This window comes from Pseudomonas sp. TH43, from assembly GCF_016650635.1.
Lineage (GTDB): Bacteria > Pseudomonadota > Gammaproteobacteria > Pseudomonadales > Pseudomonadaceae > Aquipseudomonas.
The window spans coordinates 2292990-2309288 of the sequence record NZ_JAEKFI010000004.1; the positions used below are offsets into that span (position 1 = coordinate 2292990).

Sequence of the window (16299 nt, forward strand, 5' to 3'; positions counted from 1 at the left end):
GGAGAGCGCTATGGCTTGGAATGAGCCGGGTGGCAACTCGAATAATCAGGATCCTTGGGGTGGCAAGCGCCGCAATAACGGCGACCGCAAGGGGCCACCAGATCTCGACGAGGCCTTCCGAAAGCTGCAGGAAAGCCTGAACGGGTTGTTCGGTGGTGGAAAAAAACGTGGTGATGACGGCGGTGGTTCGGGCAGGAGCGGTGGTGGCTTCGGCGGCCTGCTCGGCATCGGCCTGGTCGTGCTCGCGGCTGTCTGGCTGTACAGCGCGGTTTACGTGGTCGATGAGCAGGAGCAAGCCGTGGTGCTGCGCTTCGGCAAGTACTACGAGACCGTTGGCCCGGGCCTGAATATCTACTTCCCGCCGATCGATAAAAAGTACATGGAAAACGTAACGCGTGAGCGTGCGTACACCAAGCAGGGCCAGATGCTGACCGAAGACGAGAACATCGTCGAAGTGCCGCTGACCGTGCAGTACAAGATCACCAACCTGCAGGACTTCGTGCTGAACGTCGATCAGCCGGAGATCAGCCTGCAGCATGCGACCGACAGCGCCCTGCGCCACGTGGTGGGTTCGACCGCCATGGACCAGGTGCTGACCGAAGGTCGTGAGTTGATGGCCAGCGAAATCAAGGAGCGTCTGCAACGCTTCCTCGATACCTATCGCACCGGTATCACCGTCACCCAGGTCAACGTACAGAGCGCAGCGGCACCGCGTGAAGTGCAGGAAGCCTTCGATGACGTGATCCGCGCCCGTGAAGACGAGCAGCGTTCGCGCAACCAGGCTGAAACCTACGCCAACGGCGTCGTGCCGGAAGCTCGTGGTCAGGCCCAGCGCATCCTTGAAGATGCCAACGGTTATCGCGACGAAACGGTCTCGCGTGCCAAGGGTGAAGCGGATCGTTTCACCAAACTGGTTGCCGAGTATCGCAAGGCCCCTGAAGTCACCCGTCAGCGTCTGTATCTGGACACCATGCAGGAAGTCTTCAGCAACACCAGCAAGGTACTCGTGACCGGTAACAAAAACGGCCAGAGCAACCTGCTTTACCTGCCGTTGGACAAAATGATTCAGAACAGCTCGGGCAGCAATGCGCCGGTCACTGGTTCGGCCGCCGCCAGCAATACGGATGTCACGCCGCACGTCACTGACCTGCCGCAGTCGCGCACAAGGGAGACCCGCTGATGAGCAATAAATCGCTGATCGCCCTTATTGTTGGCGTCGTTGTGCTACTGGTTGGCTGGAACTGCTTCTACATCGTCGCTCAGACCGAGCGTGCGGTGCTGCTGCAATTCGGTCGTGTGGTACAGGCTGATGTTCAGCCGGGTCTGCATGTGAAAGTGCCTTACGTTAACCAGGTGCGTAAATTCGACGCACGTCTGATGACGCTGGATGCACCGACACAGCGCTTCCTGACCCTGGAAAAGAAAGCTGTGATGGTCGATGCCTACGCCAAGTGGCGCGTGAAAGATGCCGAGCGCTTCTACACCGCAACGTCGGGCCTCAAGCAAATCGCCGATGAACGTCTGTCGCGTCGACTGGAATCCGGTCTGCGTGACCAGTTCGGTAAGCGTACCCTGCACGAAGTCGTGTCGGGCGAGCGTGATGCGCTGATGGCTGACATCACCGCGTCGCTGAACAAGATGGCGGAAAAAGAGCTGGGTATCGAAGTAGTCGATGTCCGGGTCAAGGCCATCGATCTGCCTAAAGAAGTAAACCGCAGCGTGTTCGAACGTATGAGCACTGAGCGTGAGCGTGAAGCTCGCGAGCACCGCGCCAAGGGTAACGAGCTGGCCGAAGGCATCCGTGCCGACGCTGATCGTCAACGCCGCGTGCTGCTGGCTGAAGCCTATCGTGAATCCGAAGAGATTCGCGGTGACGGTGACGCCCAGGCCGCTGCGATCTACTCCAAGGCCTACGGTCAGGATCAGGAGTTCTACGGTTTCTACCGTAGCCTGCGCGCCTACCGTGAAAGCTTCGCGAACAAATCCGACGTCCTGGTCCTCGACCCAAGCAGCGACTTCTTCCGTTACCTGGAAAAGTCCAAGCCTTGATACGACGTTGACCTGAATCATTCCGCCCAGCGGCTAAAACCTCGGGCGGGGTGATCCTTTGGGAAAACGTGTGTATGATGCGGCAGCCGGGAAATTCCCGGCTTTTTTGCGTCTGCACGTTTGATTGCTGTTTTTTGTTGCAGGCATCGGGTTGAATGGCCCGAGAGTATTTCGAGGAAAGTGATGGGCGAAGCCGATAACAGGCCTTTCGCCGCGTCGTTCATGCGCGTGCGTTTTGAACGGATCGGTCATTTTCTGCTTCACTCAAGGCTCGCCCGCAGGCTGGCCGCCCGGATCAAAGGGGAATGGCGTAATGGCAACGGTAGACCGCTGGCTGCTGCCAGATGGCATCGAAGAAGTACTGCCACCGGAAGCGGCGCGCATTGAAGTAGCGCGTCGTCAGGTGTTGGATCTGTTCCAGAGCTGGGGTTACGAGTTTGTCGTGACTCCCCATATCGAGTACCTGGAATCCCTGCTGACCGGCGCGGGCCAGGACCTGGATCTGCGTACCTTCAAGGTCATCGACCCGCAATCGGGCCGGCAGATGGGTTTCCGTGCCGACATCACGCCGCAAGTGGCGCGTATCGATGCGCACACCCTGCGTCGTGAAGGCCCGAGCCGTCTGTGCTACGCCGGCAGCGTGCTGCACGCTCAACCGCGTGCCCTGTCGTCGTCGCGCAGCCCGATCCAGTTAGGCGCCGAGCTGTACGGCGATGCCAGCCCGAGCAGCGACGTCGAAGTCATCAGTCTGATGCTGGCCATGCTGCAACTGGCCGACGTGCCGGACGTGCACATGGACCTTGGTCATGTCGGCATTTACCGTGGCCTGGCGTGTGCCGCCGGTCTGTCCGGTGAAGTCGAGCAGCAGTTGTTCGATGCATTGCAACGCAAGGCCATCGACGAGGTCATTACATTGACCGAAGGCTTGCCGGCCGATCTGTCCGGCATGCTGCGTGCGTTGGTCGATCTGTGTGGCGGCCGTGAAGTATTGACGGCTGCACGCGAGCGTCTGGCCAATGCGCCAGCGCCGGTGCTCGCGGCACTGGAAGATTTGCTGGCCGTCGCCGAGCGTTTGTCGGCGCGCTTCCCGCAGTTGCCGCTGTACTTTGACCTGGGCGAACTGCGCGGCTACCACTACCACACCGGTGTGGTGTTCGCGGTGTTCGTCCCGGGCGTAGGCCAGTCCATCGCTCAGGGCGGTCGTTACGACGACATCGGCGCCGACTTCGGTCGCGCTCGCCCGGCGACTGGTTTTTCCACCGATTTGAAAACCCTGGTGACCCTGGGGCGTGCTGAGATCGAGCTACCGTCTGGCGGTATCTGGATGCCTGACAGTACGGATGCGGCACTCTGGCAGCAGGTTTGCCAGTTGCGCAGTGAGGGTCAGCGTGTCGTTCAGGCTTTGCCTGGGCAACCTTTGGCCGCCGCCCGTGATGCGGACTGCGACCGGCAATTGATTCAGCAGAACGGGCTTTGGCAAGTATCGCCACTGGCTTCTTGAGTTTTCCTGCCGGCCATCGCCGGCACCAAGTTTGCGCGAATGAGGACAAGTGTTATGGGTAAGAATGTCGTAGTCCTGGGCACCCAATGGGGTGATGAGGGCAAAGGCAAGATCGTTGATCTGCTGACCGAACATGCTGCCGCCGTAGTGCGCTACCAAGGTGGCCACAACGCTGGCCACACCCTGGTGATCGACGGCGAAAAAACCGTCTTGCACCTGATTCCGTCGGGCGTGCTGCGCGAAGGCGTGCAGTGCCTGATCGGCAACGGCGTAGTGGTTGCACCAGACGCCCTGCTGCGCGAGATCACCAAGCTGGAAGAGAAAGGCGTACCGGTGCGTGAGCGTCTGCGTATCAGCCCGTCCTGCCCGCTGATCCTGTCCTTCCACGTAGCGCTGGATCAGGCCCGTGAAAAGGCCCGTGGCGAGCTGAAGATCGGTACCACCGGTCGCGGCATCGGCCCGGCGTACGAAGACAAGGTTGCACGTCGTGGCCTGCGTGTTGGCGATCTGCTCAACATGCCGCGCTTTGAAGACAAGCTGCGTGAACTGGTGGAATACCACAACTTCATGCTGGTGGGTTACTACAAAGAGCCGGCCATTGACTACGACAAGACGCTTGCCGAGTGCAAAGAATACGCTGAGCTGCTCAAGCCGCTGATGCTCGACGTGACTGCCGAGTTGCACGACCTGCGTCGCGCCGGTAAAGACATCATGTTCGAAGGCGCCCAGGGCTCCCTGCTGGACATCGACCACGGTACCTACCCGTACGTGACCAGCTCCAACACCACCGCTGGCGGCGTTGCGACCGGCTCGGGCGTTGGCCCGATGTTCCTGGACTACATCCTGGGCATCACCAAGGCTTACACCACTCGCGTCGGTTCGGGCCCGTTCCCGACTGAGCTGTTCGACGAGGTCGGTGCACACCTGGCCAAACAAGGTCACGAGTTCGGTGCTACCACCGGCCGTGCCCGTCGTTGCGGCTGGTTTGACGCCGTTATCCTGCGTCGCGCTATCGACGTGAACAGCATCTCGGGCATCTGCCTGACCAAGCTGGACGTACTCGACGGCCTGGAAACCATCAACATTTGCGTCGGCTACAAAGACGCGCAAGGCAACGCCGTTGCTCCGACTGACGCTGATAGCTACGTGGGCCTGCAGCCTGTGTACGAAGAAGTGCCAGGCTGGACCGAATCGACCGTGGGTGCCAAAACCCTGGAAGAGCTGCCTGCTAACGCTCGTGCTTACATCAAGCGCGTTGAAGAATTGATCGGCGCGCCGATCGACATTATTTCGACGGGCCCGGATCGCAACGAAACCATCGTTCTGCGTCATCCGTTTGCTTGATAAGTTGTTGATGTAAAAAACAAAGGCCCCTTAATCGGGGCCTTTGTCGTTTATGCCTGTAGGACGGCATGACCTTTGCTGTGAATCTTCCTACAAGAGTGCCATCAATTTAATGGCGTCAGAAGTAGAGGTATTCACAGTGTCGGCCGTTCTCTCACTGTTACAAAGCCGGTTGTTGCGGCCTGTGTTCGTTACCCTTGGTATCGCCCTTTTGGTGCAGGTGTTGGTGGCGGTTGCCCTGACGCGGAGCACCGTGACGGCGCTGGAAGCAGATCTTGCACTGCGCCTCGGTGCCGACAGTCAGAAACTGTCCGGCGAACTGGAGCAGGCGGGACGTGAAGTCACGTCGAGCCTCGATGCCTTGTCCACCAGCACTCGTCAGCGTCTGACCGCTGGTCTGTCCTCGCGGCTGAAGGACGAGCAGGCGCAGCTGCGTACGACATTGGAAAAGGATCTCAAGGATTCGGCCAATGACATGGCGCAGTTGCTGGCCTCGGTCGCCCCGCGCGCCATGTGGGACAGCGATGTGCCGACGCTTTCCGAGTTCGCCCGCCGTGCCCAGCGCAATCCCAACGTGCTGTTCGTGGTGTACGACGACGCCACCGGTCAACACCTGACCCGCTATCTCAATCGCGAAAACCCGATCAACAAGGCCTTGCTGGAAAAGGGCCAGGGTGAGCGCGCGCTGGATAAAGTGCTGGACGCGGCGAAGAACGATCCGTCGGTCTACTACCTCGAGGCTTCGATCAATCCCAACGGCGTGGAAATCGGCAAGGTGTTGATGGGTGTTTCCACCGCTTCGGTCGAAACCGATCTTGCTGCGCTGGATAAACGTTTTTCGGCGCTGATCGCCAGCAGTGATCAACTGGTCGGCGACAGTCTCAAAGGTGCAGCCGCGGACAGCGCTACAGCGATGCGCGCACGCCTGCAATCGGCACAGTCCACCGCTGCCGAGATGAAAGCCAATACCGCCAGCACCGTGCAAGACGCCGCCGCGACCCTGCGCTGGAGAATCGGCATGGGCCTGGCGCTGGTGGGGCTCGGTGTGCTGCTGTTGCTGGCCGTGGTGTTGGGTCATCGTGTGGTCAACCGACTGAAGATGCTCAACGCGGCCATGGATGATCTTGCTGCCGGTGAGGGCGATCTGACCAAGCGAGTGCAGATCAACAGCAAGGACGAGATCGGCGACATGGCCTCTGCGGTCAATCGCTTTGTGGATAAGTTGCAACCGATCGTGCGCGAGGCAGGCGACGTGGCTCAGCGTACCGGCGTGGAAATCGGCGCGATGACCCTGCGCAATGCCGGTGCCGACGCCGCAGCGGGTATGCAGCGTGACGAAGTCGCCGAAAGCCTGCGCGCGCTGTCGCAAATGGCTGACGAGGCGCAGTCGGAAAGCCACGCGATGCAGGCGGCGTTGAAGCAGGTGGTGGATATCCGCCAGGCCACGGATGAAAACACCCGCACGTCAGCCAAGGTTGGCGGTTTGATCGAGGCGCTGGCCGGGCAAGTCGATACCGGGGCGAAAGTCATCGAGCGACTGGCTCAACAGAGTGAGCAGATCGAAGTGGTGCTGACGGTGATTCATGGCATCGCCGAGCAGACCAACTTGTTGGCATTGAACGCGGCCATCGAAGCGGCAAGGGCCGGCGAGACCGGACGTGGTTTTGCGGTAGTGGCGGACGAAGTGCGTGCGCTGGCGAGCAAAACGCAAAGCTCCACCGGCGACATTCAGGCGCACATCGTTGCCCTGCAACAGGGCGCGCGTGAAGCGGTAGAGGCCATCGGTCAGGCCGGTCGACAGGCCAGTGAAGGGTTGCTGGTGTTGCGTGACAGCGCGCGGTTGCAGCAGTCGGTGCAGGCATCGGTCGAGCAGGTGCATGCGGCAATTGGTCTGGCGACACAGGCCGCTGCGCATCAGGCGCAAGGCGCACAGGCAGTGCGCGGGCGGGTCGAAACGATTCACGCGCAGGCCGAAAAAGCGGCTCAAGCGGTGGTGGAAACCACGGCGAGTGGCAAGGTGCTGGATGGTCTGGCGGCGCAGCTCAAGGCGAGTCTGGGGCAGTTCAGGGCTTGATGTTGTCTGGTAGGGCCACATCGCGAGCAGGCTCGCTCCCACATTGGAATGCATTTTTCCTGTGGGAGCGAGCCTGCTCGCGAAAGCTATATCAGCGGCTCAAATACATCCGAGTCGTAAGCAAATACACAGGCAATCCGGAAACCACAATCAACAACGCCGCATAAGGCGCCGCCGCCGCAAACTCGACATTCGCCGTATGTGCCCAGACCTCGGTCGCCAAGGTGTTCAGCCCGGTCGGGCTGAGCAGCAACGTCGCCGTCAATTCCTTCATCGCATCGAGAAACACCAGCGCAAACGCCGCGCCCAATGCCGGGAAGATGATCGGCAGCGTCACCCGGCAAAACGCCGTGAACGACGAAGCCCCCAGCGTACGCGCAGCCTCTTCCAATTGCGGCGCAGCCTTGTTCAATGCCGTACGAATCGGCGCCTGAGCCAACGGCAAAAACAGCAGCGCATAAGCGATCAGCAAGAGCCCGGAGGTCTGGTACAGCACGGGCACGTAATGCAGCGCGAAATACACCAGCGTCAGCGCAATCACCAACCCCGGCAACGCATGCAGCAGGTACGGCAAGCGCTCGGCCCAGATCGCCAATTGGCCTTTGTAACGCACCACCAGCAGCCCGACCGGCACCGCCAACACCAGACACAGCGCCGCACCGCCAAGTGATAGCGCCAGCGACGACAGCAGCGCCTCGGTAATCGCCGCCACCGGGAATGCCGCCGATGAACCGACCGCCAGCCAATACGCCAGCATCCCCAGCGGAATCCCGCTGCCGACAATTGCCAGCAACAGGCAATACAGCTGACCGACCGCCGCCCACGGACCCAGTCGAACCTGTTCGGCCTGACGTGCAGCGCCTTGTCCGGTGCGCACATGCCGGCCCTTGCCGCGCACGCGCAGCTCCAGCCACAACAGCACCAGACACAGCGCGAGCAACACGGCAGAGAGCATCGCCGCATTGGCGTTGCTGAATTCCAATTCGAACTGTTGGTAGATGGCTGTGGTGAAGGTTTGCAGGCCGATGATCGACAGGGCGCCGAATTCCACCAGCATGTGCAGGGCAATCAGCAGCGAGCCGGCCAGCAACGACGGCCAAAGCAGGGGCAGGGTGACACGGAAGAACACGCCCCAGCGGTTCTGTCCAAGGGTGCGGGCAGATTCTTCAAGCGAGGGATCCAGGTTGCGCAGGGTTGCCGCGACCGGCAGAAAAATCAGCGGGTATTTCGATAGGCTCATCACCAGAATCGCACCGCCGAGGCCTTCGAACTGTGCGCTCAGCGAAACCCAGGTAAAGCTGCTGACAAAGGCTGGCACAGCGAACGGCAGGCACAGAATCACGCCCCACAAACGTCGCCCCGGCAGATTGCTGCGTTCCAGCAGCCAGGCCAGCGACAGGCCAATCACGCCACAGGTGATGGTTACGCCGACCATCAACGCCAGGGTATTGCGCAGCAGGCCGAACACGTAGGGGCGCCACAACAAGTGCAGCGCCTCGGCCCAACCGGCCTGCCAGGCTTTGAGCCCGACGTAGGCCAGTGGCAACAGGCTCATCACCACCAGCAATAGCACCGGCAGCACTAGCCAGATCGACGGGCGCTTGCGCCTTGGTACGTAACCCCCGCGCGCGGCGGGGGCGGATAACGATGCGGCCATCAGTTCAAGCCAACTTCACGTTCCAGTTCCAGCGCTTCTTCGGCGTTGCCCAGATCGGCCGGCGTTACATTCGGCGCTTCCAGTTCGCTGAACGGCTTGAGCCCGCGATCCGATTCCATGCCTTTGTGCAGCGGGTATTCGGCAGTGGTCTGAGTGATCACGCGCTGACCTTCTTCGCTGGCCATGTAGGCAAGAAATTGCTGAGCTTCTTTTGGATGTTTGCTGGATTTCAGCACGGCAGCGCTGGAAACAGTGATCAAGCCGCCGACGTCGCCGCCGGTGAAGTAATGCAGTTTCGAATCCAGCTTGCCTTTCTCGCGCTGCAGGGCGAACCAGTAGTAGTTGTTCACCAGTACCGTGGCGACTTCGCCGTTTTCCACGGCTTTGAGGGCGACCATATTGTTGCTATAGGTCTTGCCGAACGCACGCAGGCCAGTCAGCCATTCTTCGGCAGCATCACGACCGTGCACCTTGATGATCGCAACGGCCTGTTCCTGGAACGCGCCGCTGGTCGGTACGAAGCCGACTTTGCCTTGCCATTTCGGATCGGAGAATTCCAATACCGATTTCGGCAGGTCTTTTTCATCGACCAGTTTCGGGTTGTAAGCGACTACGCGAACCCGCGCCGTCACGCCGATCCAGGTGCCGTTACCAGCCACGTATTTTTCCGGCAGGACGGCCAAGGTGGCGTCATCAGTCTTGGCCAGCAGGCCGAGCTCGCCGAGATTGTTCAGCGGTGGCGATTCTTCGGTGTAGATCACGTCGGCGGGGGAGCGATCGCCTTCTTCGATGATCTGGCTGGCGAGTTGATTGCTGCTGCCTTTGCGGACATTGACATGAATGCCGGTCTTGGCTTCGAAGGCTTTGGCGATCGCGTCGCCGACTTCCTTGTGCTGGCCGTTATAGAGAGTCAGGGAAACCGCATCGGCAGCCTGGGTGAGGGGAGTGGCGAGCGCCAGGCCGAGGAGGGTGAAGGTCAGGCCTCGGCGCAGGGTATTTCGAAACGTCATTCGCAGGGTTCCTCACTGTCGCATTGCAAAAACTTGCAACAATGATAAACGATATTGTTTCTCAAGTGCGCCTTGCGGGACGACGCAGGGTCTGGTACTGCTCATGCGCTGAAATGTAGGAGCTGCCGCAGGCTGCGATCTTTTGATCTGTTTTTAAAGCAAGATCAAGAGATCGCAGCCTTCGGCAGCTCCTACAGGGGGATTGTGTTTTTTCGGAAGCCAGAAACGCAAAAACCCGCTTTCGCGGGTTTTTGTGAAATCCAAGGTCGTAACCTTGAATTTGAATTGGTGCCCAGAAGAAGACTCGAACTTCCACGACCGTAAGGTCACCAGCACCTGAAGCTGGCGTGTCTACCAATTTCACCATCTGGGCAATCATCGCTAGCGTTGCCGCTGTTGATGTGGCGCACTATACGGAGCGCTTTTTGATCTGTAAACCCCTGATTTAATTTTAATAAATCAGTTTTAACAAAAGCGTTCCTTAGAATGCAAAAAACCCGCTTTCGCGGGTTTTTGTATGAGTCTTGAAACTGATCTAGTCTCAAACTCGAAATTGGTGCCCAGAAGAAGACTCGAACTTCCACGACCGTAAGGTCACCAGCACCTGAAGCTGGCGTGTCTACCAATTTCACCATCTGGGCAGCATCGGCAGCGCTTGTGCGTCGTCGATGGCGCGCACTATACGGAGCGTGTTTTTAACTGTAAACCCCTCTCAGCAAAAAATATGATTTTTTTTACCAGCGGTGGTCAAAACGGCTTGCGAGCGTAGTGACAGGGCTTGAGAAGAGCCTTATAGAGTCGGAAATTTCCCGTTTCATGGCGCCTATGCCAAACTAACCCGCATATAGACAAGGTGAAAACTCTCTAATGGCCGATTGGCAGTCCCTCGATCCCGAGGCCGCTCGTGAAGCGGAAAAATATGAAAACCCTATTCCTAGCCGCGAACTGATCCTGGCGCATCTCGCCGATCGGGGTTCGCCCGCTGCCCGCGAGCAACTGGTTGAAGAGTTTGGTCTGACCACAGAAGACCAGATCGAAGCCCTGCGCCGCCGCCTGCGCGCCATGGAGCGCGACGCACAACTGATCTACACCCGCCGTGGCACGTACGCGCCGGTAGACAAGCTCGACCTGATCCTCGGCCGCATCAGCGGTCACCGTGACGGTTTCGGCTTCCTGGTGCCGGACGACGGCAGCGACGACCTGTTCATGAGCCCGGCGCAAATGCGTCTGGTGTTCGATGGCGACCGTGCATTGGCGCGTGTTTCCGGCCTCGACCGTCGTGGTCGTCGCGAGGGCGTGATCGTTGAAGTGGTCTCGCGTGCTCACGAAACCATCGTGGGTCGCTACTTTGAAGAAGGCGGCATTGGCTTCGTCGTTGCGGACAATCCGAAGATCCAGCAAGAAGTGCTGGTCACTCCGGGCCGCAACGCCAACGCGCAGATCGGTCAGTTCGTCGAGGTGAAAATCACCCATTGGCCGACACCGCGCTTCCAGCCGCAAGGCGATGTTGTCGAGGTGGTCGGCAACTACATGGCGCCGGGCATGGAAATCGATGTCGCCCTGCGTACCTACGACATTCCGCACGTCTGGCCTGAAGCGGTTCTGAAAGAAGCCGCCAAGCTCAAGCCGGAAGTTGAAGAAAAAGACAAAGAGAAGCGCATCGACCTGCGCCATCTGCCGTTCGTCACCATCGACGGCGAAGATGCCCGCGACTTCGACGATGCGGTTTACTGCGAAGCCAAACCGGGCAAGCTGCGCCTGTTCTCCGGTGGCTGGAAGTTGTACGTGGCGATTGCCGACGTTTCCAGCTACGTGAAAATCGGTTCGGCGCTGGACAACGAAGCCCAGGTGCGCGGCAACTCGGTGTACTTCCCTGAGCGCGTGGTGCCGATGCTGCCTGAGCAGCTATCCAACGGCCTGTGCTCGCTGAACCCGCACGTCGATCGTCTGGCCATGGTTTGCGAGATGACCATCTCCAAGTCCGGCGAAATGACCGACTACTGCTTCTATGAAGCGGTGATTCATTCCCACGCTCGTCTGACGTACAACAAAGTCAGCGCGATGCTGGAAACGCCGAAAATCACCGAGGCGCGTCAGCTTCGCGGTGAGTACAACGACGTTCTGCCGCACCTCAAACAGCTGTATGCGCTGTACAAGGTTCTGCTGGCGGCCCGTCACGTACGTGGCGCGATCGATTTCGAAACGCAGGAAACCCGAATCATCTTCGGTACCGAGCGCAAGATTGCCGAAATCCGTCCGACCACCCGAAACGACGCGCACAAGCTGATTGAGGAATGCATGCTGGCGGCCAACGTGGCCACCGCCGAATTCCTCAAGAAGCACGAAATCCCTGCGCTGTACCGCGTCCACGACGGTCCTCCACCGGAGCGTCTGGAAAAACTGCGCGCCTTCCTCGGCGAGCTCGGTCTGTCCCTGCACAAAGGCAAGGACGGCCCGTCGCCGAAGGACTATCAGGCACTGCTGGCAAGCATCAAGGACCGTCCGGATTTCCATCTGATCCAGACCGTGATGCTGCGTTCGCTGAGTCAGGCGGTGTACAGCGCGGACAATCAGGGCCACTTCGGCCTGAATTACGAAGCCTATACCCACTTCACCTCGCCGATCCGTCGTTACCCGGATTTGCTCACGCACCGCGCAATCCGCAGCGTGATCCATTCGAAACAGGACACCCCGCACGTTCGCCGTGCCGGTGCGATGACCATTCCGAAGGCGCGCATTTATCCGTACGACGAAGCGGCGCTGGAGCAACTCGGCGAGCAATGCTCGATGAGCGAACGGCGTGCCGACGAAGCGACCCGCGACGTAGTGAACTGGCTCAAGTGCGAGTTCATGAAGGATCGCGTGGGCGAGTCGTTCCCGGGCGTGATCACCGCTGTGACCGGTTTTGGTCTGTTCGTCGAGCTGACCGACATCTATGTCGAAGGTCTGGTGCACGTCACCGCATTGCCGGGCGATTACTACCACTTCGATCCTGTGCATCACCGTCTGGCGGGCGAGCGCACCGGTCGCAGCTTCCGTCTCGGCGACACCGTTGAAGTGCGCGTGATGCGCGTTGACCTCGACGAACGCAAGATCGATTTCGAGATGGCCGAAAAAACCATCAGCGCGCCGATCGGTCGCAAAAAGCGTGGTGCTGAAACCGCTGCGCCAGCCGCGAAGGAAAAAGCCGAGCCGGCTCCAGCGAAAACAGCGGGTCGCCGTCCCGCCAAAGAAAAGGCTGCCGAAGCCTATCGCCCAAGCGATGCCGTGGCGAAAAACGCCGAGCTGCGCAAAAGCCGTGAAATGAAGAAAGCCCTGCTTTCCGATGCCAAAAACGGTGGTAAAGCGGCGTCCGGGGGAAAGACCGGACGGTCGGCGCCTGAAAAGGCCTCCGGCAGCAAGCCAGCGAAACCGAGCAAACACCGTAAAGGCCCGCCAAAAGCGGGTTCTGCTCCAGCCAAAAGTGGCGGGGCACGTAAACCGAAGGCGAAGTCATGAGTCAGTTGGAAAAAATCTACGGCGTTCACGCGGTAGAAGCGTTGCTGCGTCACCACCCGAAACGCGTCAAGCAGATCTGGCTGGCGGAAAGCCGCAACGATCCGCGCGTGCAGACGCTGGTTGAGCTGGCCAACGAAAATCGCGTCCAGGTCGGTCAGGCCGAGCGCCGCGAAATGGACGCCTGGGTTGAAGGCGTCCATCAGGGCGTTGTCGCCGAAGTGAGCCCGAGCCAGGTCTGGGGCGAAGCAATGCTCGACGAGTTGCTCGACCGCACCGACGGCGCGCCATTGCTGCTGGTGCTCGACGGCGTGACCGATCCGCATAACCTCGGCGCCTGCCTGCGTTCGGCCGATGCTGCTGGTGCGCTGGCAGTGATCGTGCCGAAAGACAAGTCGGCGACCTTGACGCCAGTCGTGCGTAAAGTGGCTTGTGGCGCGGCGGAAGTGATTCCGTTGGTCGCGGTGACCAACCTTGCGCGCACCCTGGAAAAACTTCAGCAACGCGGTCTGTGGGTTGTCGGCACAGCGGGCGAAGCTGAAGTCAGCATTTACGACCAGGATCTGACGGGCCCGACCATTCTGATCATGGGGGCCGAAGGCAAGGGCATGCGTCGCCTGACCCGCGAACACTGCGACTATCTGGTGAAACTGCCGATGGCCGGCAGCGTCAGCAGCCTCAACGTGTCGGTTGCCACGGGCGTCTGCCTGTTCGAAGCCCAGCGCCAGCGCGGTGCCAAAGCCAAGCCTGCTGCCAAGAAGTCCTGAGTCGAAAACGATCCAAATGTGGGAGCGAGCCTGCTCGCGAAAGCGGAGTTACATTCAGCATCATTGTTGAATGTGAAGCCCAATCGCGAGCAGGCTTGCTCCCACAGTGTTTTAGGTTGTGGCGAAAATTGGCGGTTGTTCAAATAATCACCAATTGCCTTGCACCTCTTCAGTCCCTTCTCTACAATTGCGCCCCTTGCTGTGACGGCAGGCACGCATGTGCCCCGCGCCAGCAAGTCCATAAGTGTCATTCACTCCTTGTCTGACCGTTTTTGAGCGGCAGGCTACAACCCGTAAGGAGCATTCATGCGTCATTACGAAATCATCTTTTTGGTCCACCCGGATCAAAGCGAGCAAGTCGGCGGCATGGTTGAGCGTTACACCAAGCTGATCGAAGAAGACGGCGGCAAAATCCACCGTCTGGAAGATTGGGGCCGTCGTCAACTGGCCTACGCAATCAACAATGTTCACAAGGCTCACTACGTGATGCTGAACGTTGAGTGCACTGGCAAGGCCCTGGCCGAGCTGGAAGACAACTTCCGCTACAACGATGCAGTGATCCGTAACCTGGTCATCCGTCGCGAAGAAGCCGTTACCGGCCAATCCGAGATGCTCAAGGCTGAAGAAAACCGCAGTGAGCGCCGTGAGCGTCGCGACCGTCCTGAGCACGAAGGCGCCGAAGGCACCGATAGTGATGACAGCGACAACAGCGATAACGCTGACGAGTAATCCACGGACCTTATTAAGGAGCCTATCAAATGGCACGTTTCTTCCGTCGTCGTAAATTCTGCCGCTTCACCGCTGAAGACGTGAAAGAGATCGATTACAAAGATCTCAACACTCTGAAAGCTTATGTATCCGAGACCGGCAAAATCGTTCCAAGCCGCATCACCGGTACCAAAGCTCGTTATCAGCGTCAGCTGGCCACCGCTATCAAGCGCGCCCGCTTCCTGGCCCTGCTGGCCTACACCGACAGCCACGGCCGCTGAGACCGGGCAGTCGACAAGTAGCAAAGGATTGAATGCATGCGTGCCTTAGCTGAGTTCATCATGCGCGGCCGCATGCAGGCCACTCTCGTAGTGGCCGGGTGTGCAACATTGCCGTTGTTGTATTGGTTGGGTGCCGCCGCCGGGAGCCTTGTGCTGCTGCGGCGCGGATTGACGGACGCCCTTGGCGTTCTGCCCCTGGGACTGCTGCCGGCCTTGGTCTGGTGGTTGTACGCGGATGATCCACGGGCACTTCTGGTGCTGCTGGGTTCTTCGGCACTTGCGTTGGTTTTGCGCGCAAGTGAATCCTGGGTTCGTACGCTGCTGGTCAGCGTAGCGATTGGAGTGGTGTTTTCGGTGGTGCTCGGGGCCGCGTTTGCGGCCCAGATCGAGATGCTCGCGCAGGCCTTGATAAAGGTCATGCCGGCGCTCCTCGGTGAGACTTACAAGCAATTGTCGGTCGAAGAGCAAGCGCGTTTCGCGTCCCTGATAGCACCAGTCCTGACCGGACTGATTGCGGCTTTGTTGCAGATCGTCAGCGTGCTGAGCCTGATTGTCGGGCGTCATTGGCAGGCGTTGTTGTACAACCCGGGTGGTTTTGGTCGCGAGTTTCGCGCCATCCGGATCCCGCTGGGGCCGGCGATGTTACTGCTGGCGTTGATGCTTCTGGGCCCGAATCTCGGTGCACAGATGGCCATGTTGACGCCGTTGTGCAGTGTACCGCTGGTGTTCGCCGGACTTGCCCTGATTCACGGGCTGGTCGGGCAGAAGCGACTGGCCGGTTTCTGGCTGGTGGGGTTGTACGTCACGCTGTTGCTATTCATGCAGCTGATCTATCCGTTGCTCGTGGTCCTGGCCATTGTCGACAGCCTGATTGATTTTCGCGGTCGTCATGTGTCGAAAGACACCGATAGCGCGAACGGTGAAGGTTAAAAGTTAAGAGGATTTTCACATGCAACTGATCCTTCTGGAAAAAGTCACCAACCTGGGCAACCTGGGTGACAAAGTGAACGTTAAGGCCGGTTACGGTCGTAACTACCTGCTGCCTTACGGCAAAGCTACCGCCGCGACCCCAGCGAACATCGCTGCGTTCGAAGAGCGTCGTGCTGAGCTGGAAAAAGCTGCTGCAGACCGTAAAGCATCGGCTGAAAGCCGTGCTGCCCAACTGGCCGAGCTGGAAGTGACTATCACTGCCACCGCTGGCGACGAAGGCAAGCTGTTCGGTTCGATCGGTACTCACGACATCGCTGACGCACTGACCGCCTCCGGCGTTGAAGTTGCGAAAAGCGAAGTTCGTCTGCCGAACGGCACCATCCGCAACGTAGGTGAATTCGACGTGGCTGTGCACCTGCACGCCGAAGTTGAAGCCACCGTACGCGTTGTCGTGGTAGCAGCTTAAGCAACACCTGATCGGCT

Annotated in this window: 13 protein-coding genes and 2 tRNA genes; 11 read left to right on the top strand and 4 right to left on the bottom strand. The window is 59.4% G+C overall.

Annotated elements, in window-relative coordinates; genetic code table 11:
• The first annotated feature begins 10 nt into the window (after positions 1–10).
• From hflK to JFT81_RS26720, 5 genes are all read left to right on the top strand, one after another.
• Complete coding sequence (gene hflK, locus JFT81_RS26700) at positions 11–1180, top strand: FtsH protease activity modulator HflK (protein ID WP_201230275.1); 1170 nt, start codon at positions 11–13, stop codon at positions 1178–1180.
• On the top strand, positions 1180–2049 hold the full coding sequence (gene hflC / locus JFT81_RS26705) for a protease modulator HflC (RefSeq protein WP_008078329.1): 870 nt from the start codon (positions 1180–1182) through the stop codon (positions 2047–2049). Before hflK ends, hflC begins: the two co-directional genes overlap by 1 nt.
• A gap of 313 nt (positions 2050–2362) precedes the next feature.
• Complete coding sequence (locus JFT81_RS26710) at positions 2363–3550, top strand: ATP phosphoribosyltransferase regulatory subunit (protein WP_201230277.1); 1188 nt, start codon at positions 2363–2365, stop codon at positions 3548–3550.
• Between the two features lie 54 nt (positions 3551–3604).
• On the top strand, positions 3605–4894 hold the full coding sequence (locus JFT81_RS26715; RefSeq protein WP_201148326.1) for an adenylosuccinate synthase: 1290 nt from the start codon (positions 3605–3607) through the stop codon (positions 4892–4894).
• A gap of 139 nt (positions 4895–5033) precedes the next feature.
• Positions 5034–6968: a methyl-accepting chemotaxis protein gene (locus JFT81_RS26720; RefSeq protein WP_201230279.1), complete on the top strand. Its 1935-nt coding sequence runs from the start codon at positions 5034–5036 to the stop codon at positions 6966–6968.
• 91 nt (positions 6969–7059) lie between these two features.
• Here JFT81_RS26720 and JFT81_RS26725 read toward each other — a convergent pair whose 3' ends face one another.
• From JFT81_RS26725 to JFT81_RS26740, 4 genes are all read right to left on the bottom strand, one after another.
• The gene (locus JFT81_RS26725; RefSeq protein ID WP_201230281.1) at positions 7060–8625 is read right to left on the bottom strand and encodes an iron ABC transporter permease; all 1566 of its coding nucleotides are present in this window, start codon (positions 8623–8625) and stop codon (positions 7060–7062) included.
• On the bottom strand, positions 8625–9635 hold the full coding sequence (locus JFT81_RS26730; protein ID WP_201230283.1) for an extracellular solute-binding protein: 1011 nt from the start codon (positions 9633–9635) through the stop codon (positions 8625–8627). The genes JFT81_RS26725 and JFT81_RS26730 overlap by 1 nt, the downstream gene beginning before the upstream one ends.
• A gap of 286 nt (positions 9636–9921) precedes the next feature.
• Positions 9922–10008 (bottom strand) — tRNA-Leu (locus JFT81_RS26735).
• Between the two features lie 181 nt (positions 10009–10189).
• A tRNA-Leu gene (locus JFT81_RS26740) sits at positions 10190–10276 on the bottom strand.
• A gap of 226 nt (positions 10277–10502) precedes the next feature.
• On the opposite strand from JFT81_RS26740, the gene rnr reads away from it, so the two are divergent.
• The 6 genes from rnr to rplI all read left to right on the top strand — a co-directional run bounded on the left by rnr (position 10503) and on the right by rplI (position 16282).
• Positions 10503–13133, top strand: coding sequence for a ribonuclease R (gene rnr / locus JFT81_RS26745; protein WP_201230285.1), 2631 nt, complete (start codon positions 10503–10505; stop codon positions 13131–13133).
• On the top strand, positions 13130–13897 hold the full coding sequence (gene rlmB / locus JFT81_RS26750; protein WP_201230287.1) for a 23S rRNA (guanosine(2251)-2'-O)-methyltransferase RlmB: 768 nt from the start codon (positions 13130–13132) through the stop codon (positions 13895–13897). Before rnr ends, rlmB begins: the two co-directional genes overlap by 4 nt.
• Before the next feature lie 306 nt (positions 13898–14203).
• Positions 14204–14626, top strand: coding sequence for a 30S ribosomal protein S6 (rpsF, locus tag JFT81_RS26755; RefSeq protein WP_103304671.1), 423 nt, complete (start codon positions 14204–14206; stop codon positions 14624–14626).
• Between the two features lie 29 nt (positions 14627–14655).
• The gene (gene rpsR / locus JFT81_RS26760) at positions 14656–14886 is read left to right on the top strand and encodes a 30S ribosomal protein S18 (RefSeq protein WP_002551829.1); all 231 of its coding nucleotides are present in this window, start codon (positions 14656–14658) and stop codon (positions 14884–14886) included.
• Between the two features lie 36 nt (positions 14887–14922).
• Positions 14923–15816, top strand: a complete 894-nt coding sequence (locus JFT81_RS26765; RefSeq protein ID WP_201230289.1) for a hypothetical protein — start codon at positions 14923–14925, stop codon at positions 15814–15816.
• Between the two features lie 19 nt (positions 15817–15835).
• Entirely contained in the window at positions 15836–16282 is a 447-nt protein-coding gene (rplI, locus tag JFT81_RS26770; RefSeq protein WP_008078307.1) for a 50S ribosomal protein L9, read from the top strand.
• Positions 16283–16299: the final 17 nt, after the last annotated feature.